Annotated in this window: 15 protein-coding genes; 14 read left to right on the top strand and 1 reads right to left on the bottom strand. The window is 55.3% G+C overall.

Annotated elements, in window-relative coordinates; genetic code table 11:
* The 12 genes from PHD76_13205 to PHD76_13260 all read left to right on the top strand — a co-directional run.
* Positions 1 to 1,012, top strand: a 1,012-nt coding sequence (locus PHD76_13205; protein ID MDD5262797.1) for a hypothetical protein, incomplete at its 5' end; no start/stop codon positions are given.
* The gene (locus tag PHD76_13210; protein ID MDD5262798.1) at positions 1,009 to 1,866 is read left to right on the top strand and encodes a PIG-L family deacetylase; all 858 of its coding nucleotides are present in this window, start codon (positions 1,009 to 1,011) and stop codon (positions 1,864 to 1,866) included. The genes PHD76_13205 and PHD76_13210, both read left to right, overlap by 4 nt.
* Before the next feature lie 24 nt (positions 1,867 to 1,890).
* On the top strand, positions 1,891 to 2,682 hold the full coding sequence (nagB, locus tag PHD76_13215) for a glucosamine-6-phosphate deaminase (GenBank protein ID MDD5262799.1): 792 nt from the start codon (positions 1,891 to 1,893) through the stop codon (positions 2,680 to 2,682).
* A gap of 1 nt (position 2,683) precedes the next feature.
* Positions 2,684 to 3,328 carry a hypothetical protein gene (locus PHD76_13220; GenBank protein MDD5262800.1) on the top strand — a complete coding sequence of 215 codons (645 nt, stop codon included), beginning with the start codon at positions 2,684 to 2,686 and terminating at the stop codon, positions 3,326 to 3,328.
* A gap of 367 nt (positions 3,329 to 3,695) precedes the next feature.
* The gene (locus PHD76_13225) at positions 3,696 to 6,341 is read left to right on the top strand and encodes a DUF4838 domain-containing protein (protein ID MDD5262801.1); all 2,646 of its coding nucleotides are present in this window, start codon (positions 3,696 to 3,698) and stop codon (positions 6,339 to 6,341) included.
* Positions 6,342 to 6,456: 115 nt separating this feature from the next.
* Entirely contained in the window at positions 6,457 to 8,799 is a 2,343-nt protein-coding gene (locus tag PHD76_13230; GenBank protein MDD5262802.1) for a DUF4838 domain-containing protein, read from the top strand.
* Between the two features lie 1,032 nt (positions 8,800 to 9,831).
* Positions 9,832 to 12,300 carry an autotransporter-associated beta strand repeat-containing protein gene (locus tag PHD76_13235; GenBank protein ID MDD5262803.1) on the top strand — a complete coding sequence of 823 codons (2,469 nt, stop codon included), beginning with the start codon at positions 9,832 to 9,834 and terminating at the stop codon, positions 12,298 to 12,300.
* A 205-nt stretch (positions 12,301 to 12,505) separates the two neighbouring features.
* Complete coding sequence (locus tag PHD76_13240; GenBank protein MDD5262804.1) at positions 12,506 to 13,978, top strand: trehalase family glycosidase; 1,473 nt, start codon at positions 12,506 to 12,508, stop codon at positions 13,976 to 13,978.
* A 38-nt stretch (positions 13,979 to 14,016) separates the two neighbouring features.
* On the top strand, positions 14,017 to 16,146 hold the full coding sequence (locus tag PHD76_13245; protein ID MDD5262805.1) for a beta-galactosidase: 2,130 nt from the start codon (positions 14,017 to 14,019) through the stop codon (positions 16,144 to 16,146).
* An 18-nt stretch (positions 16,147 to 16,164) separates the two neighbouring features.
* Entirely contained in the window at positions 16,165 to 17,379 is a 1,215-nt protein-coding gene (locus PHD76_13250; GenBank protein ID MDD5262806.1) for a Gfo/Idh/MocA family oxidoreductase, read from the top strand.
* Positions 17,380 to 17,418: 39 nt separating this feature from the next.
* On the top strand, positions 17,419 to 18,183 hold the full coding sequence (locus PHD76_13255; protein MDD5262807.1) for a glucosamine-6-phosphate deaminase: 765 nt from the start codon (positions 17,419 to 17,421) through the stop codon (positions 18,181 to 18,183).
* Between the two features lie 34 nt (positions 18,184 to 18,217).
* Positions 18,218 to 19,189, top strand: coding sequence for a hypothetical protein (locus tag PHD76_13260; GenBank protein MDD5262808.1), 972 nt, complete (start codon positions 18,218 to 18,220; stop codon positions 19,187 to 19,189).
* A 19-nt stretch (positions 19,190 to 19,208) separates the two neighbouring features.
* Here the strand turns inward: PHD76_13260 and PHD76_13265 are convergent, their stop codons facing one another.
* Positions 19,209 to 20,108 carry a helix-turn-helix transcriptional regulator gene (locus tag PHD76_13265; protein ID MDD5262809.1) on the bottom strand — a complete coding sequence of 300 codons (900 nt, stop codon included), beginning with the start codon at positions 20,106 to 20,108 and terminating at the stop codon, positions 19,209 to 19,211.
* A 98-nt stretch (positions 20,109 to 20,206) separates the two neighbouring features.
* Between PHD76_13265 and PHD76_13270 the strand changes: the two genes are divergently transcribed.
* Positions 20,207 to 22,450 (top strand): pyruvate formate lyase family protein, encoded by a 2,244-nt coding sequence (locus PHD76_13270; GenBank protein ID MDD5262810.1) that lies wholly within the window; start codon positions 20,207 to 20,209, stop codon positions 22,448 to 22,450.
* A complete protein-coding gene (locus PHD76_13275) occupies positions 22,447 to 23,352 on the top strand; it encodes a glycyl-radical enzyme activating protein (protein ID MDD5262811.1) in 906 nt (301 codons plus the stop codon). Before PHD76_13270 ends, PHD76_13275 begins: the two co-directional genes overlap by 4 nt.
* The last annotated feature ends 3 nt before the right edge of the window (positions 23,353 to 23,355 follow it).

The following is a 23,355-nucleotide window of genomic DNA, read 5'->3' on the forward strand; positions in this document are numbered from 1 at the left end:
CGCCTACGAAGCGTTGCCGGAAGCGCGCGAAAGCTCGATACCGCTCGGGCGCAACATGGACGGCTGCCGGATCGGGTTTGACCTGGGCGGCAGCGACCGAAAATGCGCGGCCCTTATTGACGGGAAGGTGGTTTTCTCCGAGGAAGTAGCATGGAACCCGTATTTTGAGAGTAATCCCAAATATCACCTAGATGGGATCAACGACAGTTTGCGCCGGGCTGCCGCCGCGCTCCCTTGCGTGGATGCCATTGGCGGAAGCGCGGCCGGCGTCTATGTGAACAACGAGGTGCGCGTGGCCTCGCTTTTCCGCGGAGTCTCAAAAGCGGATTTCGAGCAGCGCGTAAGGGGGATCTTTTTCGAGTTGAAAAAGAACTGGGGCGACATTCCTTTTGAAGTCGTCAACGACGGCGAAGTCACGGCCCTGGCGGGATCGCTTTCGATGAGGGACAACGAGGTGCTGGGCATTTCGATGGGAACCAGCCAGGCCAGCGGTTATGTGGACCCGCACGGCCATATCCTCCCGTGGTTGAACGAACTGGCATTCGCGCCGATCGACTACCGCGAGGACGCTCCCGCCGACGAGTGGTCGGGCGACATCGGCTGCGGCGTGCAATATTTTTCCCAACAGGCCGTGGCGCGATTGGTCCCCAAAGCCGGGATTGCCGTGAAAACTGGTACGCCGCTTGCCGAAGTGCTGGTCGAAGTCCAGAAGCTAATGGCGAAGGGCGACGAGCGGGCGCATGCGGTTTATGAAACCATCGGCGTTTATCTGGGTTACACGATTGCCCATTACGCGGAGTTTTACAAGATCCGCAACGTGCTGATCCTTGGCCGTGTTACCTCAGGGCAAGGCGGCGAAGTCATCATCGAAAAAGCCGACGCTGTTTTGCGCGACGAGTTTCCAGAACTGGCGTCTTGCATCCGGCTGAGAACCCCCAACGAGCAGGACAAGCGGCACGGTCAGGCCATTGCGGCGGCCAGCTTGCCGAAAATTGAAAAGCCCATTCTATGAAACTAAATAATCCGGGAGCCCGCGTTTTCATTCCAGACGCCACGCCCGAGGAAGAAGCGCTCCGGCGCATTACCCACCTCGGAATCGGCGCGCACCAGGACGATTTGGAATTCATGGCCCTTCACGGGATTCTTGCGTGTTTCCATAGTCCCTCCGAGTGGTTCGGAGGGATCACCTGCACCAACGGTTCCGGAAGCTCGCGCACGGGCTCGTACGCCGATTTTACCGACGAGCAAATGCAGGCGGTGCGGCGCAAGGAACAGGAAGCTTCCGCCGTGATCGGCCATTATGGCGTAATGGTCCAGCTTGATTATCCAAGCTGCGCTGTCAAAAGCCCCGGCGATCCCTCCCTCAAAGAGGATCTGAAACGGTTTTTGCAAGCCGCCCGGCCGCGCGTTGTCTACATGCACAACCTCGCCGACAAACACGACACGCATCTCGGCGTCGCCATCGCGGCGCTGGAAGCCATCCGGGAATTGCCCGCCGAACAGCGCCCGGAAACCGTCTACGGCTGCGAGATATGGCGTTCCCTGGATTGGATGCCGGACGAAGACAAGATAGTCCACGACGTCAGCGCCCACGAAAACCTCGCCGCCGCACTCAACGGCGTCTTCGATTCGCAGATTGCCGGAGGCAAGCGCTACGACCTCGCCACGCTCGGTCGGCGGCGCGCCAACGCCACCTTCTTCGATTCCCACGCGACCGACCAGTCGCAGATGGTTTCATTCGCCATGGATCTCACATCGCTCGTGACCGATCCGTCGCGCGATATCATCGAATTCGTTACCGCCCACATCCGAAATTTCGAGGCCCAGGTCCGGGCTGCGCTCTCCAAGCGGCTGGGCATTAGCTAACCACCAACTCGTTTGTTTCCCACCATGGAAGTCATCATCCAACCCGACGCCCAGAGCGGAGCCCAACTCGGCGCGCGGATCATTGAACAACTCATCCGAACAAAGCCCGACGCCGTCCTCGGCTTGGCCACCGGCGGCACTCCTGTTCCGCTCTACTGCGAACTCATCCGGATATACCGCGCGGAAGGGCTCGATTTTAGCGGCGTCACCACGTTCAACCTCGACGAATACATCGGCCTCCCTCCCGAACACCCAGCGTCATACCACCAGTTCATGCACATGTATCTCTTCGATCATGTGAATCTTAAAAAGACGCGCATCCATCTGCCGGACGGAATGACAAAAGACATCCCTGCGTTTTGCCGGGAATACGAAACCGCCATTTCCAAGGCCGGCGGCATCGATCTTCAACTGCTCGGAATCGGCCACGACGGTCACATCGGCTTCAACGAACCAAGTTCGTCCCTAGGATCGCGTACCCGCATCAAGACGCTCACGGAAAAAACCGTAGCCGCAAACCGCCGCTTCTTCGCATCGACCAAAGAAGTACCCCAACATGTGATCACCATGGGCGTGGGCACCATCATGGAAGCGCGCACCTGCCTGCTTCTGGCTTTTGGCGAGGGGAAGGCGGAAGCCGTCGCGGCAGCAGTCGAAGGTCCCGTCACCGCCATGTGCCCCGCGTCCGCGCTGCAATTTCACCCCCAAACCATCCTTATCGCCGACGAACCCGCCGCCGGATTACTCAAACGTGCCGATTATTACCGGCGTGTCTACGCCCACAAACCGGCATTCCAGCAATTCGGCAAAATATAAGATGATGTATTCTCCCTTCAAATGCCCCAAACTTCCTTCAATTCCATTGAACTGGCCTGATGTTGACGCAGCGTTTGACGGGGTGCCTGGGCTGGATTTTCGACAGGCATGGCGTGAAACACCCGAGGCCCGGTTTAGGCCAGCAGTGGCTCGTTTGGCATATCATGACCGAGGACTTTGCGTTTTGGCCGAATTGGAGGATATCGATGTATTCAATCCCGTTTCTGGCTTCAATCAGCCCGCTTTCCTAGAGGGTGATGTCGTCGAAGTTTTCGTTCACTCGAATGTGGATCGTTACTATGAAATCCATGCTGCGCCCAATGGCGCCCTTCTCCAACTTAAGCTTCCGGTTGGCTGGCAGAAAATGACACCTTCGCCGTTTAAAGGAAACCCATGGGATGACGCAATCGCCTCTCCCGTAACTCGCGTGATGACCCGGTTGACCTCCAATGGCTGGTCGGCTTTCCTTGACATCCCTTTTGAACTCCTTAATGCACACCCCAAGTCTGGTTCACTCTGGTCCTTCGCCATTTGCCGGTATGATTATACAAAGGGGTGGCCCGATCCGGTGCTATCTTCCTCCGCCGCTTTATCCAAAATCGATTTCCATCAGATAACGAACTGGGATCAACTCGTCTTTGTCTAGCCTCGATAAATTATAGAAGACCGGGCTGGAGAATCTTGTTCATAAATTTTCAAGAAGCGCTTGACACTTTTTTCCTAATGTTATAAATAACACTCCTTCCCTGCCTCTGTTCCCCTATACACGATGCTCCCCATATATCCGCAACTTGATTGCCACGCTGGCCCTCTGCAATTTCTTCCGCCCATTTCTAGGCCAAAAGCCTGGGCGGTAGTGTTTGCTTCTCTCCGGTTTCGCCGTGAGAATTTGAGGGCAGCGGCCAGGGTTTATGATGATCTTGACGCGGGGTAATGTGAATCTCGCCGAATAAAAATATCCGATAACTGCTTACTAGAGCGAAACTACACCCCAGAAAGAGCTTGGTATAATTATGAAAGAATTAATGAAAATAGGGATCTTTATAAAGACGCCCTGCCTTCGGTATTTCCATTTTGCGCACATGGTTTTCGCCGTGCTATTCTGCATTCCGTTTCTTGCTTTCGCGGCGGCTCCCGGCGGCGATGGAACGCGCGTGACCGTGGCGTCGGATGGACAGACGGCCTTCAAAATTGTTGTCTCCCCCACCGCGACCGACGAGGTCAAAAAGCACGCCGCCGATCTTGGGGACATGCTCGGAAAGATTACTGGCGCGAAATTCGTGACAGATGTGGGAGACGGCCGGGAGGGGATTGCGGTCGGTAAGGCTGCGGATTTTCCGAAGGCGCCTGTTGACGGACGGTTTAACCCGCTTGATCCGCTGCGCCGTGACGAATATATCATCAAGACGCATGCGAAAGGAGTCTGGCTCGTTGGAATCAGCGATATCGCGGTTGGACATGCTGTCTGGGATTTTTTATACCGGTTGGGCTACCGGCAGTATTTTGCAGGATCCAATTGGGAGATCATTCCCGCCAAGCGGAATCTTGATGCGGCCATGGATGTCTTTTCAACTCCGAGTTATGTGGTGCGCGATATCCACTACCAATTCGGGACATTTCCGGAAAATTACGAACTCTACAAAAAATGGTGCGTGCGCAACCGCATAAAATCGGGTTTCGTTCTCCGAAACGCCCACATGTACAATGTCATTGTTGCGCAAAACAAGTTGGCGTTTGCAGTTCATCCGGAATATTACGCGCTCTGGAAAGGCGTGCGCAACTCACCCAAATTATGCATATCCAACCCTGAATTGCGCAAGTTTGTGGTCGACTTCGTCTTGCGCTACTTTAAAGAGCGTCCTAATGAAGAGAGTTGTTCCCTCGAACCCACCGATGGTGACGGTTGGTGCGAATGCGAGGAATGCGCCAAGCTGGGCGCTATTTCCAACCGGACAACCCTGCTGGCAAACGAGTGCGCCGCTGCGGTTCGAGCTGAATATGGCACAAGCAAATACATAGGCATGCTCTCCTATTTTAGGCATTCCGTCCCGCCGACATTCAGCGTCGATCCCCAGGTCATCGTGAGTGCCTGCACTAGAATGTCGGCTAACATCCCTGTAGATGAGAGGATTTCGGGTTGGCAAAAACAGGGCGCCAAGGTGGGGATTTATGATTATTACAGCGTGACTGACTGGCATCGCGATCTGCCGAGTATTCCGGGGGGGAGTTGCCTCGATTCCATAGCGGAAAACTTACCGCGCTATTATCGTGAAGGGGCGCGATTCTTTCAAGCCGAGTCGGGGGATAACTGGGCGCCATGCGGTCTCGGCTATTATCTGGCCAGCCGCTATCTTTGGGATGTATCCGAGGCGGGCCATGCAAAGGAATTGAGGTATGAATTCCTCAATCTTTGTTTTAAGGCGGCATCTAAGCCATTGGGTGAATTCTATCGCCTGCTCGACGGCGGGGACGGCACCACAAAACGCTATCTCCAGCTGGATGACTTTGTTGGGCGGATGTATCAGTTATTGGACGAAGGGAGGAAATTGGAAGCCGATCCGGGAGTCCAGGCGCGGATTGATGATCTTATTCAGTATACTCATTATGTGGAGTTGTTCCAAGCATATGCCGCCCTGCAAAGGACCAAGGCGCCTCGTCAAAAGGAGTTCGAGGAACTGATCAAGTATATTTACCGCATCCGCGGGACATGTATGGTGCACGGCTGGGCGCTGACGCAAAGCATGCCTATGTATGAGAAAGACGTCACTCTTCCGCCAGAGGCAGCCACTTTAAAACCAATAGGACAGAACCCGTGGAGAGGCGCCGCGTCGCTCAGTTCGGAGGAGATCACTCAGATATTGGAGAATGGCATAAAGGCGAACTCCGTTCTGCCGTTCAAAGCTGCTTATTACTCAAAGGATCTTGTTCCGGCAGCCAAGGTCCTCCATCTGCCGACTGTCTCGCCCGGAAAGTGCTTCATCTATGGTTGTCAGAACTGGTTTACCTGGCTCGATCCGAACGAACAGCGGTTCAAGGTGAGCGCACCAGGCGCGCCCGGCACCGGCTTCAAGATAAAACTGTCGCTGTATGCGTTGAACAATCCGATCGGCTATGGCCGTTCAGTGGTCGAAAAAGAGTTCGACTTTCCCAAGGCTTCCGCTTCGGCTTCAAAAAAAGTTGAATCGAACGAAATAAATGTGGAGTTTGTGTCACCATACGCTGGCTTGCACCGCCTTGCATTCTCCTGGCTCCCGCAGGTGCTCCGGCAGGCTGAGGCGACCGGCGTTCCATGGACCATTGATGCCTCGGCCAATTTCGTAACGTCTTCGGACATGTATTTCTACGTCCCCCGCGGTACAAAGATCGTCGCCGGTTGTGCCATCGGGGCGCAAGGACGCGCTGATCAAGGCGTCATCAAGGACCCTATGGGAAACGTGGTTTTTCAATTCAACCGGCTCAAGGAGGAAATCGTCAAAAATGGAAGAGCTAACTTCCAGGTGCCGGTGCCGCCCCACACAGATGGATCATTATGGAAGATGGAAGGGATACTCCAGCAGCGCAATCTTCTTAACGTGCCGCCGTATTATGCGCGATCCGCGGAAGAACTGCTCTTGCCGATGGAAGTCGTGGAACGCGACGCAAAAGGTGAAACAAAATGATGATGTTGAAGGCGCCACTGATGCGCACGGAAGATAAATTGAACGAAAATTTTTTCTAAAAACGAGACTGGAGATTGTTATGCAATGTGAAAATAGCGGAAAAAGGTCCGGACGGGTGAAATCGCTGTATCTGGGGTTCATTTGTTTAGTTGGGGTGATCGCACTCGGGACTGCGAGCGCCCGGGCCGACGTGACCCTCGTGAAAAACGGACAGGCGCAAGTCGTGATCTTGGCCCCGACATCGGTCATGGTCCCCAACATTGTCCTGCCGCTCACGGCAACCGCCGTCCAGAAAACGGCTGAAACGCAGCGTCAAATCCTGCGCGAGTCGGTCAATGACCTAGCTTCTTATCTGGGAAAAATGTCCGGCGCCAAAATCGAGATAGTTTCCCTGGATGCGGAAGGGAACACAGAACCCAAAGACGGCCGCCTGCCTATTTACATCGGGGCACTTGCGGAAAAGAAATTCGGCCCCGTCAAGCAAACCGCGGCATACAAGCAGGGTTTTCGCATGGTGGTATCCAAGGGGGGCGTCGGGCTGTTCGGTGAAAGCGAAGAAAGCACATCCTACGCCATTTATGAAGTACTCCACCGGCAGGGCTGCCGCTGGTTTATCGCTTCCGAACTGGGGGAAGTCATCCCTTCCCGCCCCACCATCGCACTGCCGGAAACGGACTTCGCCGGGGCGCCGGGCACCTGGTACCGGGGCATTTGGTATTCCGATGCCGATTTCAGGCGGCGCAACCGCATGGGGGGGCAACCCATAGCCGCCAGCCATGCGCTGGAACAATATGTCACGGAAGCGCAGAGGAAAGAGCATCCGGAGTGGCGCGCCATCATTGGCGGCCAACCGCACGCGTCACGCCTCAAGTGGAGCAATCCCGGCGTGCAGCAGGCGGTTGCCGACGCTATGATCGCCCAGTTGGACAAGCGCTACATGCCTTCTATTTCGATCTCGCCGGACGACGGCGGCGTTTTTGATGAAAGCGATGACAAAGCCTGGGACGCCGGGGACTACGATTCCGTGATGGCGGGGCCTTCCATTACCGACCGCTATATTAAATTCTGTAACATCGTCGCGGAGAAAGTCGCCCAAAAATACCCCGATGTGAAGCTGGGCTTCCTCGCCTACGTGCAATACACCCAGGCGCCAGTCCGCGAAAAGCTTCACCCGAACCTCGTGCCGATGTTCGCGCCGATCAACTACTGCCGCGCCCACGCCATGACAGACGCCTCCTGCCCGTCGCGGCAGCACGTCAAGAAAATCCTTGAAGGCTGGTCCAAAGTCTGTGGTGCCATATCCTACTACAACTACATGTTCAACCTTGGGGAATACTCGGCGCCCTATCCGATGATCCACCAGATGAAAGAAGAACTGCCGATCATCTACGCCAACCATGTAAAATATTGGCAGCCCGAAGGCATGACCAATCAGGATCAGATCATGCCCGGCCACTATCTCAGCCTCCGCAAGGCCTGGAACCCCAACGAAAACTCCGATGCCATCCTCGACGAATTCTTCACGATGTTCTATGGCAACGCCGAAGCGCCGATGAGGACATACTGGACCATGTTTGACGACCAGTGGACCAACGTGGATGAACACGCCGGAGGCGGATGGGATTATGTTCGCCGGTTCACCCCGGAATTCATGAAACAGGCGCGGACCGTGATGGACGGAGCGCTGGCGAGTTGCCGGAGCATCACCGAATACCGCCGCGTCAAGATGCAGGACGCCGCCTTATGTCAGTTCGAGCGCTGGATGAAGCTGCTCTGGGACCTGAACTCGGGAAAACTCGCGCGTCTCGGGCCGGAAAGCCAGAAGTGGATGGGAAGCCAGCTTCACCTCTCAGAGGAATACGCGAAACAGTATGCGTTCTCCGGCGTGTCCTGGGAGCCCGTGTACAACGCCGCCGCGCTTTGGATGCGGGACTGGTTTCAACCCGCATACCTGGACGCCACCCGCATATTCAAGAACTTCCGGCTTATTTCAACACCTTTGGCGGACTGGAAGTATTGCGTTGACAAGGCAAAATCGGGAGAACAGCAGGGGCTATTTTCCGCCGACTTCCACGACACCGACTGGAAGACCACAAAGTTGGGCGTGGACATGTGGAGCACGCTGGGGCTTGCCGACTATTTTGGGCCAGTGTGGTACCGGGCTTCAGTGAAAGTCCAGCGCGTTCCCGAAGGCAAAAAAGTCTTCCTGTGGGTCAGCCGCGAGGATGGCAACGTCAAACTCTGGGTCAATGGACAACATGTACCCTACGTCAATGACAAGGGCGAAGCCCAGGAAGAGTTCAAAAATGGCTACGGCAAGCCGCTATCGTTTGACATCACGGCAGCGCTCAAGCCGGGCGCGGAAAACCAGATCACCCTGCGCGGCACGCGCGTCTTCATCAACGAGCTGGGCACGGGCGGTTTGCTTGCCCCCGTCTATCTCTACAGTGAAAAATAAAAACAGATTAAAAAATAGTTTACATCGTCGAATTTTTGAGATACAGCAGTATTTAAGCAAATGTTATAAATAACATACCCCGCACCACAAATTATGAAAACCCCCTGCTCCCTCAGCGTAGCCGCATCAGCGGCGTTTCTCAGCCTCTTGCCTCTCTCTGCGATCCATGCGGCGAACGCGACATGGACCGGCGGCGACGGCACGGATGCGAACTGGTCGGGCGCGAACTGGACCCCTGCATCCGTTCCGAGTGTCGGCGGTACCGCCACCTTCAACGGCGCAGGTAATAGCAATACGAATATTACGGTGGGCATCATTTCCCTCGGTCAGATAATTTTCGACACGAACAGCGCGGCGGCGTACACCTTGGGCAATGGTACCATCACCACGAACGATGCCACGTCAACGGCTGTTTCGATGAAGAGCACGGTGACTCAGAACGAAACCATCAGTGCGAATTATATTCTTGGCACCACCGGCGTCGCGAGTAACACCACTTTCACCAATGACAGTACTGCCGGGCTGCTTACGTTGAGTGGCAATATCACTGGCGGTACTGGCGGTACTGGCGGCCTCAAAACGTTGACTATTTCAGGGGCGGGTAACACGGAGATTAGTGGTTATGCTTCCAAGGGGGGCGCAAGTTATCTCGCTCTCACAAAAAGCGGTGCTGGTACGCTCACCCTTTCTGGTACGTATAATTCAGGTGTTGCCAGCTCCCTGGCGGCTTTTACGATCAATAGCGGAGGAGGAACGGTGGTTGTGTCTGGCGCTATCTTAGGTGTTGGTAATACGTTCCTCGGGAATAACAGTTCGCTTATAATCAAAAATAATAATGGCAATGGCGGACTCAGTACAGGCACGATCAACGTTGGCGATGCAAGCAATGCTTGCAGCGCTACGATCCAGTCGCAGTTGTCATCGGTTATACTTTCAAATAATATCACTATAGGTAAAAACAGTAAAATAACGTTTTCGGGTGCAAACGATATTACGCTGAGTGGCAATATTTGTGGGAATTCTGAGAGTTCGGTGAATGGCAGAACCATTGCGAGTTCCATTACGGGCGGCAGTAAATTGACTATTTCGGGAACTCTTTCCGTCAGCTTTCGTCAAAATGCTTATAATAATACTATGACACTGGCTGGAACGGGCGATACGCTTGTTTCTGCTCGGGTTGTGGATTGGTTCTCTACGGGAGGATCAGGGGTGGGGGTTGGAAGTTACAACATAACAAACACCGGTATTACGACATTCTCCGGCACGAATAATATCTATGGTGGCACGACAACGCTCGGAGACGGCTCGACTTTGGCCGTCGCCTATCTTGCCGATGGCGGGATGGCCAGCAGCACAGGGACTTCCTCGGCAGCGGCCGCCAACTTGGCCATCACCAATGCCACGCTTCGTTATATTGGCGGAACCGCCAGCACGAATCGTGGCTTTACGATCGGCGCAGGCGCGGGAACGACGGCTGCCCTCAATGCTTCGGGTGCAGGCGCGGTCAGCTTTACCAACACGGCATCGCCGGTTTATGCCGACACAAATCTAGCGAAAACGCTCATCCTGACCGGCACAAACACCGGCCTCAACACTCTTGCAGCAAGCATCGCTGATAATGGAACGGGAGCTGTATCTTTGACGAAAGACGGCATCGGCACATGGGTGCTCTCCGGTGTAAGCACCTATAGCGGCAATACCACCATCAGTGGAGGCAAGTTGCAACTGGGCGCGGACGACACTACGAGTGCCCTGTCCGCGTTAAGCGCTATCGTCGATAACGGCATTTTTGCAGTCAACCGCTCCAACGACGTGGCACAGGGCACGGATTTCTCCAGCACGGCCATAACGGGCACTGGACAGTTTGTCCAGGCGGGCACGGGTAAGACGACCCTCAACGCCGCCAACGCCTTTACCGGCGATGTCAGCGTCCAAAAAGGCATCCTTGCCTTCAACAGCGTGGCGGCCGCGGCAGGCGCACAGGCGCTGGGTTCGGGGAGCATGGTATACCTCGGCGTTACAGGCAGTTCCGCAGTTGCCACCCTAGATTATACCGGGGCGGCTGGTACGCTGGATAAGAACATCTACGCCATGGGCAGCGGCTTGAACACCGTGCGAAACAGCGGCGGCGGGCTTTTGATTCTCTCCGGATCGTTACAAAAAAACGGGACAGTCCTTGTCTTAAACGGCAACACCGGCGGCATCAAAGTGACAGGTGTGATCAGTGGGACGAGTGCAAATTCCGATCTCTATGTTACCGGCGGCACTACGACGTTAGCTGCGGCGAATACCTACAATGGACCCACTTGGGTCTATGGCGGCGGCACTCTGGTTAGCGGGATTGACAATGCCCTGCCGACCAATACCACGCTGGTGCTTGGCGGAACCAACGGCGGCACGGACAACAGCAGCAACACCTTCGACCTCGGTGGCCATAACCAGAGCATTGTTGCCCTGAACAGCATGGGCAGCGGCACCCAGACGGTGATCAACAGTGGCGCCAGTGTCTCCACCTTGGCGGTGACCGACGGCGGCACGTATAGCGGCGTCATAGCCAATGGCAACGGCACAACGGCGCTGTCACTTAGCGGCGGCAATCTTGTTCTTGGCGGCACCAATACGTATACTGGGGCAACCCTGGTGACCGGCGGCACGTTGAGCGTAAACGGATCACTGGCGGCAGGCTCCGCGGTATCCGTCAACAGCGCGACTCTGACGGGCAGCGGCAAGATTTTAGGCACTGTCAGCGGCACCAGCGCGACCATCAATGGTAACGACCTGACCATCGGAGCGACCACCCTCCACGATACCAGCGCCATCACGGGTAAAAACACCGTGGACAGTATCACCATCGCCACTGGTACTACAACCCTGACCGGCACCACCAAATCCATAGCAGCGCTCGTGGTATCCGTCGGTGCCACATTGAATGCCAACGGCACCGTTGATGGAAGCGCCACTATCAACGGGATACTCAAAGGCAACACCACGCTGACCGGCGACCTTGCTCTTATCGGCGGCACACTCTCGCCCGGCAACAGCGCCGGAATCACAACCGTCGAGGGCAACTTCACCATGGATGCCACCTCCACCCTGGTGGCGGAAGTGACAGGAACGACAGCCGGACTGACCTACGACCAAGTCAAAGTAAGCCAAAACGTCAGCTTGGCCGGCACTCTGGATCTCCGAACCCTGAGCGGCCTAACACTGGTGGGAACAACCATCACGCTGATCGACAACATCGACAACGGCAGCACGACGGGTTACTTCGAGACCATTCTCACGAGTGGCAGCACCTTCACGCTAAGCTCGGATGCCAACTACAAGTTCAGTGTGGACGGGGCGGATTACCTCCTAAGCTTCAAGGGCAACAGCGAAGGAGACAGTATCTTCAATGACGTGACCCTGACGCTCGTCCCCGAGCCTGCCACATGGGCGATGTTCGTGGGGGGTCTAGGGATGCTCGCTTTTGGTCAACGGCTTCGCCGTAAACAGTCTTAAGCGAAACAAGCGTCGCTTTCAGGAAATAAGTGAGCGTTTCATACACAATTCGGAAGACGAAACAACACTTTCGTGTGTAATCTCCGCCGGTAGATTTCGGAAACGGCATACACCTCGTCTCGCTTCTTTTTCCAATTCGTAAGAAGAAATGGAGAAATGAAGAATGATAGAGATTTCAGAAAGGCAGCTTATAAATACTAGATCCTTGTTACCTGAACTAGATCTTTGCGGGGTGCCTCGCCCGGTTTTTGACGCGAACCCGGACTGGATCGAACTTTACGATCTTGCCTGGAAGATTGCGGCCGAAAACATGGAGGTGCCCGACAGCCCCGGATGGCTCCCGCAGATGTCGTGTATGCTGGGTTCCGGCAAGATATGGCAGTGGGACTCATGCTTCATGGCGCTGTTCTCGCGCTACTCGAATGGGGTTCTCTCTGCCTTGAACAATCTCGACAACCTCTACCGACTGCAGCGGGCCGACGGCTATATCAGCATGGCCTATGATAGGGATAAGGAATGCGAGTCATACGGGGAAAGGATCAATCCCCCAATCTATGCATGGGTGGAATTCGAGCACTACAAACATGCGGGGGACAAGGAGCGACTCGCCCGGATCTACCCTGTCCTTAAAAAGTATTTCATGTGGCTGAGAGCCAACAGGAGAAGAGAGAACGGGCTCTATTACTTTGAGGATACCGGATCTTCCGGCATGGATAATTCGCCCAGAAGCGGTTATTATGCGGCAAACCTTGCTGGGAGCGATGTCTGTTTCGTCGATCTTTCTTGTCAGCAGCAGCTCGCGGCGAACAGGCTTTCCTCCATCGCCGATATCTTGGGCAAAAACGATGATGCAACCTTTTTCCGCGCGGAAGCGGGCGAGCTTTCGCGGCTCATCAACCACTACTGTTGGAGCGAGAGGGCGGGTTTTTACTACGATTGCTTTACCCGCAGCGACACTGCGGACAGGCACAACTTTTTGAGCTGTAAAACAGTCGCGGCTTTCTGGACGATTCTGAGCGGTGCTGCCGATGACCGACAGCTCGGGCATCTGGTAGACCACCTCGTGGATCCCTGCGAATTCGGCACTCTGCACCCTGTGCCCTCGCTTTCCCGCAAGGATCCCAACTACAGCCCTGATGGTGGCTATTGGCTCGGTGGTGTCTGGGCGCCAACCAATTATATGATAGTTCGGGGGTTGTCCGAACGCGGCCGCTGGGATTTGGCACGCGAAATCGCCATCAAGCACGTTTCCGCCATGAGCAGCGTCATGACCGATTCGGCCCATGGCGGCATATGGGAAGCGTATTCCCCCGAATATCTGCGTCCCGCCACCGTTAAGGAGAACTGCTACGTCCGTGATAATTTTGTGGGCTGGAGCGGGCTCGGCCCTATCGCCATGTTTATCGAAAACATCATAGGACTTGGCTTTGATGCGCCGTCAAATACCATCTCGTGGCGCATCACGGAAAGAGGTCGTCATGGACTGAAAAACGTGGACTTCAACGGGAAAAATGTCTCGCTTGTCTGCGAGGGCCGCAGAGGGGGAGAGTCGGGAGGAACGACTCTCCTGCAAGTCGAGTGTGACGGAAAAATCAATCTCGAAATCGCCATTTTCAACTCGGGATCCCGTATGATTTCCGTAGCTCTCGACGCGGGAACTCACCAGTTAACGGTTTAACGGGACTCCAAAAGCCATCGTCTTCAGACAAACACACTATGATCAATCTAGGCCCGCAATACTATCGTCCGCCCTTCCCGGTTTCAAAATACTGGAAAGACGACCTTCGGAAGATGAAAGATTCGGGATTCAACTGCGTCCAGCTCTGGGTCATGTGGTCTTGGGTAGAGGCGAATCCCGGGAAATTCAATTTTGATGACTACGACAGGATTTTGGATATTGCCGAGGAATGCGGGCTGAACGTGGTGTTGAGCACGATCGCCGAAGTTCATCCGTATTGGATCCACCGGGTTGTCCCCGATTGCGAACTGGTCACCAATCTCGGGCACAAAGTCATTTCAGAGCACCGCAACGAATGCCATAACGGGCTGACACCCGGCGGTTGCTTCGATCATCCCGAGGTGTGGGAGCGGATGTCAGGATTCATTCACGCGACCGCCGTGCATTACAAAGACCGGCAGAATATTGCCGGCTGGGATGCATGGAACGAGCTGAGGTGGAATGTCGGGGCCGATGGCCCGGTCTGCTATTGCCGTCATACGATCAAAAAATACCGCGAATGGCTTGGCGAACGCTTTGGAGACCTTGAGGGGCTCAACAACGCGTGGACCCGTCGATACGATTCCTGGGAGGACGTGCTTCCGGGCAAAGCCCCGACGCGTCCGTACACCTCCACGATGTCCTTCGCCCATTTTCTGACCTGGCGTTCAAACCGGCACGCGGAAGACCGCTACAAGATCATCAAGGCGGTGCATCCGGACAAGATGGTGACGGCACACGGACCGAGTCCCTGCATGACGGTGGTGGGAGAAGGGGAGTTGAATCAGGCATTGAACAGGGGCAATGATTGGGCGATCGCCGACAGGTTGGACGGCATCGGCTGTTCGAATTTTCCGGCCTGGTGGAAAATGAGCAACGCGGATTACGCGTTAACCATGGAGATGATCCATTCCGCCGCGCGAGGAAAGAAGTTTTGGGTCAGCGAACTTCAGGGAGGCCGTTCGAATATCGGCTTTGAAGTCAATAACCCGGTAAGGGCAGTTGACCAACAGCGGTGGATATGGAACAGCATCGCTAGCGGCGCCGATACGGTTCTCCTCTGGTGCTGGCGTGATGAGGTTTTCGGATGCGAATCCAACGGGTTTGGCTTCATCGGGAACGACGGATTCGCCGAGGAACGTGTCGCTGCCATGCAGCACACGGGGGAGATTCTCCGGCGGCATTCGGATCTCATTGGGAACTACAAACCTTCCAAAGCCAAAGTTGGCGTCCTGTTCAGCCCGCAAACCTACTATCTCTACTGGGCTCAGGAAGCAGAGGCGCGCAAGCCTCTGAATTCGATCCGGGGTTTTTGCCTGGCAATGATCCGCCATTCCGTTCCCTTCAAGATTGTAGAGGAGGAACACCTCGATGAACTTGAGGGAATCAAGATCCTTTTCCTGCCCAGGGTGACTGTTTTGGACGATGCGACTATTGAAAAACTCACAAAATTCGTCCAACGGGGCGGAGTTCTATACTGCGAGGCGGAAACCGGGGCTTGGGACTCGAAGGGAGTATACCGGTATCCTGAAGAAAGGTTTCCAGGAACAGCTACCGGTGTTTTCGAAGTCGGGCGGAGGCCGGTTCCCGAGAATCCCGTATTCTCCGGAAAAGTCGCGGGAAAAATCTACAAGTTAAAAGCCTCCCATATGCTTTCCCCGTGGAAGACGCCGACATCGGGGGCAGAGATATGGGCCGGGAATGTCGATGGGGAAGGGGCGCTGCTTTCTCAAGTAAAGCTTGGCAAGGGCAAAGTGATCTTATGCGGCACCTATCTCGGTGATGAGTATGAGAAGAAATGTTATCCCGGTTTCGAAGAGCTGGTTTTGAAATGCATCGCGGACGCGGGAGTGGCCGCCAGTGACATAACGGTTGCTGCAAACAGGGCGACCGCCTCTAACGCGGATCCTTATGTCCGCTACGGAAAAAGCGGGGGCAGGGACGTTGCCTTTGTTTTTTTCCCGGCGGGCTGCACGAGCGTCACACTCGCCTTCGCGGAGGAAATTTTCCCCACGGGCAAGGTGAAGGATCTTTTCTCCGGAGAAGCATTAATCATGAAGAAAACCGGTGGTGCCAGAAAGCTCAAGCTTTCGGCCGGAAAATTCAGAATCGCGATATTGGCGGAGTGAACGGAAAATAAAGACACGATGAAAGAACCAAAAATTAAAGTGGGTATTATTGGCGTCGGCTCGCGGGGTGTCTGGTGTTTTGGCAAAGCGATCCAATCCCGGGATGACGCCCAGGTGGTCGCGCTCTGCGATCCTAATCCGGTTCGGATGGAGTGTGCTGCCAAGGAACTGGACATTCAGCCGGATTGCCACACCACCGTGGAATCCATGATTGCCGCGGGCAAGCTTGACGCGGTGGTCATTACCAGTCCTGACTTTTGTCATGAGTCCAACGCTGTGACAGCCTTACGCGGCGGGGTCCATGTCCTGATCGACAAACCGCTGGCGACAACAGTCAAGGGCTGCCAAAACATTATCAGCGCGTCTGAAAAATCCGGCAAAACACTTATGATGGGCTTCAATTTGCGCCATCACAATGTGCTGGTTAAGCTGAAGAGCCTGATTTCCACTGGCGTGCTGGGCCGTATTTTCCTGATGGAAAACCGAGAGTTTTACGATGGGGGCCGCACCTATATGTCGCGTTGGAACCGCTTATATGCAAAGAGTGGAGGGCTTTGGATTCACAAGGGGAGCCACGACTTTGATGTCTTTAACTGGTTGTTGGATTTTCCGAAGCCGGTTAAGGTCAGTGCTTTCGCGGGGATTGATGTGCTCAATTCTCAGCATATTCCTTTTGAGGTCAAACCCGATGTGCCGGTTGGACCAACCTGCCATCAATGCCATTACAATGAGATTTGCCCTGATGTCTTCAGGATGGGCCAAGATGAATCTTGGGGCGACAGGGCGGTTGCCTGCGACGGCTATGCCAAGGATCTCTGCATGTATACTTCCGACAAAGACACCCATGACAACGGCATCGCGATGGTGGAATATGAAAATGGTGTCAAGGCCAGCCATCTCGAGTGTTTTATAACCTCTGTAACCGACCGCCTCTACACGGTGGTCGGGGATCGTGGACAGGCAGAAGTCAGCTTGGAAAAACGGACGATTACAATCCGCCCTCGCTGGAGCCAGGAAGTAATCACGCACACCCTTCCTGAAGTGCAGGGCGGGCATGGCGGCGCCGATCCCATGTTGGTGGATGCCTTTGTCAACGTCATCAGAGGCCAGAAAAAAAATACTTCGACAACGGCACACGGCATGTGGTCAACCGCTATCGGACAGGCTGCGGAAATCTCCCGCCGCGAGGAACGCACGGTTCAAATCGCCGAACTGTTCCAGCCCCTCGACTAATCAGAAAGTCCCAACCGAAATTTTAGCGCTTTAAGCTCAATGAAAATCAACAATATCCAAATCAGCGTCGCAAAAACAAAACAAGAATCCGGCGCGGAGGCAGCAGTGCTCGGGGCCAAGCTCATTCGCCAAGCCATCCAAAAACGCGGAAAAGCCAACATCATTGTGGCAACCGGGGCCTCGCAATTCGAAATGCTGGATTGTTTGGTCAAAATGCCTCGGATTGATTGGACCCGCGTCACGGCCTTCCACCTTGACGAATATGTCGGCACGCCGATCACCCACCCCGCCTCGTTCCGAAAATACCTTTGGGAGCGATTCGTGTCCCGCTTGCTGCTGCCCTTAGCGGCATTTCATTATATCAACGGCGAGGGCGACGCGGCGGCGGAATGCCGCAGAGTCGGCGGCATCATCGCAAAGCATCCTATCGATGTATGCTTTGCGGGAATTGGCGAAAACGGGCACTTGGCATTCAATGATCCTCCGGCCGACTTCAAAACGACCGCCCCCTATCTGGTCGTCAACCTGGACGAGGCCTGCCGCAGGCAGCAGATGGGCGAGGGGTGGTTCAAAACGCTCAAGCAGGTTCCCACCCAGGCGATCTCAATGTCTGTCCGCCAGATCATGAAATCCAAGGCCGTAATTTGTACGGTTCCCGACAAACGCAAAGCACAAGCATTGAAAGACTGCCTAACTGGAAGTGTGACCCCTCTGCACCCGTCGTCCATCCTCCAGTGCCATAAGGCTGCATGGTGTTTCCTGGACAGCGGATCCGCATCGCTTCTTCCGGAGAGCCAGCAATGAAAAATTCGTCGCTTCAGCAATTCCTCCATGTGAAATGATGAAAGTCAGCCTCTTCGACATACAGGTCAACGGATTCGCGGGCGTGGATTTTCAGAATCCCGGTTTGTCGGTCGCCGACTTGAGACGCGCCACCGACGCGCTGGCAGCACACGAGACGCGCAGGTTTTTTCTCACTCTGATTACAGACAGAATTGATTGCCTCTGTGCAAAGCTTGAAAATATCGAGCGCATCAAGGATGCGGATCCAGTAATCCGCGAGGCCGTCTGCGGCTACCACATCGAAGGCCCATGGCTTTCGCCCGAAGCGGGGTATTCTGGCGCCCATGACCCACGGCACATGGGACCGCCAAGCGTCGCCGAATTTGAACGCCTGTTCGAGGCTGCAAACGGCCAGGTCAAACTCCTGACCCTCGCCCCGGAATTGCCTGGGAGCGCAGATGTTATTCGTTATGCGGTCCGTTCGGGTGTGCAGGTCTCCCTTGGGCACACCAACGCCTCCGAAACCGATATTGATGCCGCGATTGAAGCCGGAGCGAAGTTTTGCACCCATCTTGGCAATGGGGTTCCCGGCGAGATGCCCCGGCATGATAATGTGACTCAGCGGCTTCTTTCGCGGGACGAATTGACTGCCTTTTTCATTCCCGATGGAATCCACCTTCCGCCATTCGTCTTGAAGAACTTTTTCCGGGCGAAGCCGTTTGGAAAGGCCTTCTTTACCACTGACTGCATGGCAGCCGCTGGCGCGCCTCCGGGACGCTATCGCATCGGGCATCAAGAATTGGAAGTCGGGGAAGACCGCGTAGTTCGCTCGCCGCATACTTCCTCCTTCGCGGGATCTGCCCTGACTCCCGACGAAGGAGTGCGAAATATCCATAATTGGCTCGATCTTGACGAAGGCCGGGCGCGCAAGCTGTTTTCCTCCACCGTTGCGGAGGCATTCCATATTCCGCTTCCCGATCTGTCAACCCCTCGCTTGTCCCAGCCGCCCACCTCATCGGGTTCATAATAGTCGGGATGCCTCGAATTTATCGTCCTTGTGATGCGAGCCATTCTTCCCGAATCGGGACGGTGGCACTACCTTGGCGTCTCCACATTTTTGGCGTCATGCCCGTTCGGGCATGAAAATTCCTGTAAAAGTTTGAAAGGTTTCCAAACCCGCAGGCGAAGCCGATGGAAATTACTTTGTCATCTGTCGAATCTAGCAATGCTTTTGCACGTTCGATCCTGGCATGGTTGAGAAGGTCTGTGGGGGTGCATTGGTAGAATGCGCGGCAACTTCTGGCCAGATGTTCCGGGGAGCACCCGCTTCGCTTTTGCCAGCAAGCAAAAGGCTCGGCAATCGCCTCGTGGGCATTCATCATCGCGTTTCTCCATTGTTCCAGCCAGGACGGCGGCAAGGGAGTGGACTGCGGGTCCGTCGAGAGGAATGAGGCCGCCACGCGCAGGAGGGCATCGACCAGATCGGAGGGAGGCTGATTGTCACGACCCGCGAGTTGCGCGAAAATCGCCCGCATTTCCGTGAGATTTTTCGGGCCGAGCAGCACGTGCCCGGATGGGCTGCCGCGCCGAAACCAATTTTCGGGCAACGATCCTCCCATCAATTGGTGAAACTGCTTCCACCACGCGGACGCCATTGCAACATTCAGAATGGCAAGTTCCTCTCCCTGGCTTGAGAAATGGTGGCGATCCCTTGGCTGGATGACGGCCAGGTGTCCGGCCGTCAATTCCACTTTCTTTCCGTTGAGATGATGGATTCCCGATCCCGACGCAATCAGGAAAATCTCGAAAAAATCATGAGTATGCCGAACAGAAACCTGACGGGACAGTAAGCGCGTCATCCCGACACGCGGACGGAAGGGGGGAGTATTGAGATTCTTGAAGAGAATTACTTCCATCAATACAGTATATCTTTTTGTCAATCGCATGGAAGATTTATTCTCCGGCTTCACCTAGAGTAAAACGCTGTGAGCTAATCCCTGCAAAAACGCCCATTAAACTTCAACCTGAGATATTCTCTCCATATATGGCCACACAACGTCCAATTAAAGCACTGGGCCTGGACTACGTCAGGCACTTCACCTCCGCTTTCCAGGAAGGCTCCAAACTTGACTGCTTTCAGAGGGAGATCCTTTGCGAAGATGTGCAATTTCCGGCCGCGCTCGTCTCCCCCCGCCCGTCCGACTTGCTGGCGGGAAAACGGATCTATCCGGAGGTGGGCTACTCGCTCCAATACGGCGGCCTCGGTTACTACATCGATTCTTGGGCTTGGGAAGCGGCCATCAATGCGGGGGACTACTCCGCCCGGGAGCTTGCGGAATGGGCGGTGCTCCGGGAATTCTGGGAAAAGGAAGCCATGGCCGTCCGGTGTTACCGGGAGTTCGCCCCGGAAATTCACCGGCGTCTTCCAGAGAAGTATGATCGCCCGGAAAGCCTGGGCCTTCCGGCGCTCCCGCTCTTCCGTATGGCGGGCCTACAATTGGATTTCGGGAAGTTGGTCTCGCACGGCATTGCGGGGCTGGAGCAAATGGTACAGTCGTTGAGGGCAAATCCGCCCGATGAACGGGCAGACGGGTTTTATGCCTGCGCGCTTGCGTCTCTCGACCGACTCCGGCGATGTGTGAGGCACTATCATGACGAAGCGCAAAAGCTGGAGGCCGCCGCCCCCGGTGGAACGGCTTCGGAAATGAGGAAAGCGCTCGCCGGACTTCTTGAACATGCGCCGGCGACATTTCACGAGGCGCTCCAACTCATCCTTCTCGTTTCTACCATGACTGGCACTCTCAACTTCGGACGCCTGGATGTGGTGCTCGGACCGTATTTATGCCGCGATCTCGACACGGGCAGGTTGACATGGGCCGGCGCGCTCAGGCTAATGCAGAATTTCTATTCCATTCTGGACGAGGAAATCCTGCATTTCGACGGCCGGATTATCGTGGGCGGCCAGGGAAGGGAAAATGAGGCGGACGCGGACCGGTTTGCCATGCTCGCGATGGAAACCACCGAAAGTCTGAGCCTTCCTTTGCCGCAGCTCACTCTCCGGTTTTATTCGGGGCAGAACCCCGCGCTGCTTGAGAAAGGCTACGATGTGATTTGCAAGGGCAAGACGTTTCCGATGCTTTACAACGACGATGTGAATGTGCCCGCCGTCGCAAAAGCGTTCGCGATAGACCAGGAAACCGCCCGTGAGTATCTCCCTTTTGGCTGCGGCGAATATATGATTTATCACCGGAGTTGCGGCACTCCCAACGCAATCATCAACCTGCAGCGGTGCCTCGAATCGGCCCTCAATCACGGGCGCTGCCTATGCACCGGCCGGATCATCGGTCCCGACTTCGGGGATTTGAATGACTATACGACCTTCGACGCACTCTGGAGCGCCTTTACGCGCACGACGGAGTTCTTTCTCGAACCACTCGCCATGGCGCAGGATTCCATTTACCGGACACTCGGGCCGGAGTGCCCCTATTCTCTGGTGAGTCTGCTCTACGACGATTGTCTCGTGCGGGGCCGCTCGATTTTCGACGGAGGCATCCGCTTTCTGGGAGGCACAAACGAAACCTACGGGAATAACAACGCGGCCGACAGTCTCACAGCGATCGAGCAACTGGTCTATCAAGAAAAAATTTGTAAGGCAGAGGAACTTCTGTCTGCACTCAAGGAGGATTGGAACGGCCACGAGCTTCTCCGGCGGCGGTTCAAGAACGCCCCTAAGTTCGGCAACGACGATGCGGTGGCCGACGCGATGGTCCAGCGCGTCCACAATCACATTTGCAAAGGCACCTCGGCGGCAGCTAGGAACACAAATCTGCACCATTTCCTCGTGGTCGTGATCAACAACAACCATAACACCCTCTGGGGAAAATGGACTTCCGCATCTGCGGACGGGCGCAAACACGGAGACCCACTGGCCCCTGGCAACTCCGCCAGTGCCGGATGCGATAGAAACGGACTCAGTGCAGTTTTGAACTCCCAAGCGAAACCCGATCCTTCGATCCATGCGGGTGCCGTCCAAAATGTCCGGCTCACGTCCTCCTTCCCCTCGCAACACCGTCCGCTTTACCACACGCTTTTAAATACCTATTTTCAGCAGGGAGGCACCCAGGCAATGATCACCGTCACCAATCGGGACGATCTGCTGGATGCGCTCGCTCATCCGGAGAATTACGCTAACCTGATCGTGAGGGTCGGCGGGTTTTCCGCCCGTTTCATCGACCTTGATCCGGCCACCCAGCAGGAAATCCTCTCGCGCACCGAACACACCACATGACCGGAATCATCACAGACATCCACCGGACCTCGGTGGTGGACGGGCCGGGGTTGAGAACCACGGTTTTTCTCAAGGGTTGCCCGCTGCGTTGCCTCTGGTGCCACAATCCCGAAACCCAGCGCTTTGGGATCGAACTCGCGTTTGACCCCGACAAATGCACCGGTTGCGGCAGATGCACAGGCGTCTGTGAGGAGTTGGCACTTTCACTTCGAAACAAGAAAGCTCAATTGGACCGTACTCGTTGCACCAACTGCGGGATGTGCGTGACCGAATGTCCTTCAGGCTCATTGTTCCTCCATGGAAGAACGGTGACCGATGGGGAAGTGGTTGCCGAAGTCTTGAAGGACCGCGCCTATTACGAAGCCAGCGGCGGCGGTGTGACGGTTTCCGGCGGCGAACCCATGGCACAGGCAGAGTTCGCTCTCTCCATTTTGCGACAATGCCGGAGCTTGGGCATCCACACCGCACTGGATACGTGCGGCTTTATGTCGCGACAGCTTTGCGAGCGAACCCTGGACGTCACGGACCTCTATTTGTTCGATTACAAAGCCACCGGTGATGAACATCATATGAAGCTCACCGGTGTCCCTCTTCGTCCCATTCTCGACATATTGGAATTTCTCGTCTCCCGCGAGGCGAGAGTCATCCTCCGCTGTCCACTTGTCCCTGGTGTCAATGACCAGATGGAACATCTCCTCGCAATATCATGCATGGAGTGGAATTACCCGTCTCTCGAAAGGATAGATATCCTGACTTGGCATAGTATGGGGACGTCAAAATATGCCAGGCTCGGCAGGACACCTGCTACTGGGCTACCAGCTCACAATGTTCCCGAGACCACAAAAGACTGCTATCGTGATTTTTTTGCGAAACAGGGGTGCCGCAAAGTGCGATTTTGTTGATTT

Source organism: Candidatus Methylacidiphilales bacterium, assembly GCA_028713655.1.
GTDB lineage: Bacteria > Verrucomicrobiota > Verrucomicrobiia > Methylacidiphilales > JAAUTS01 > JAQTNW01.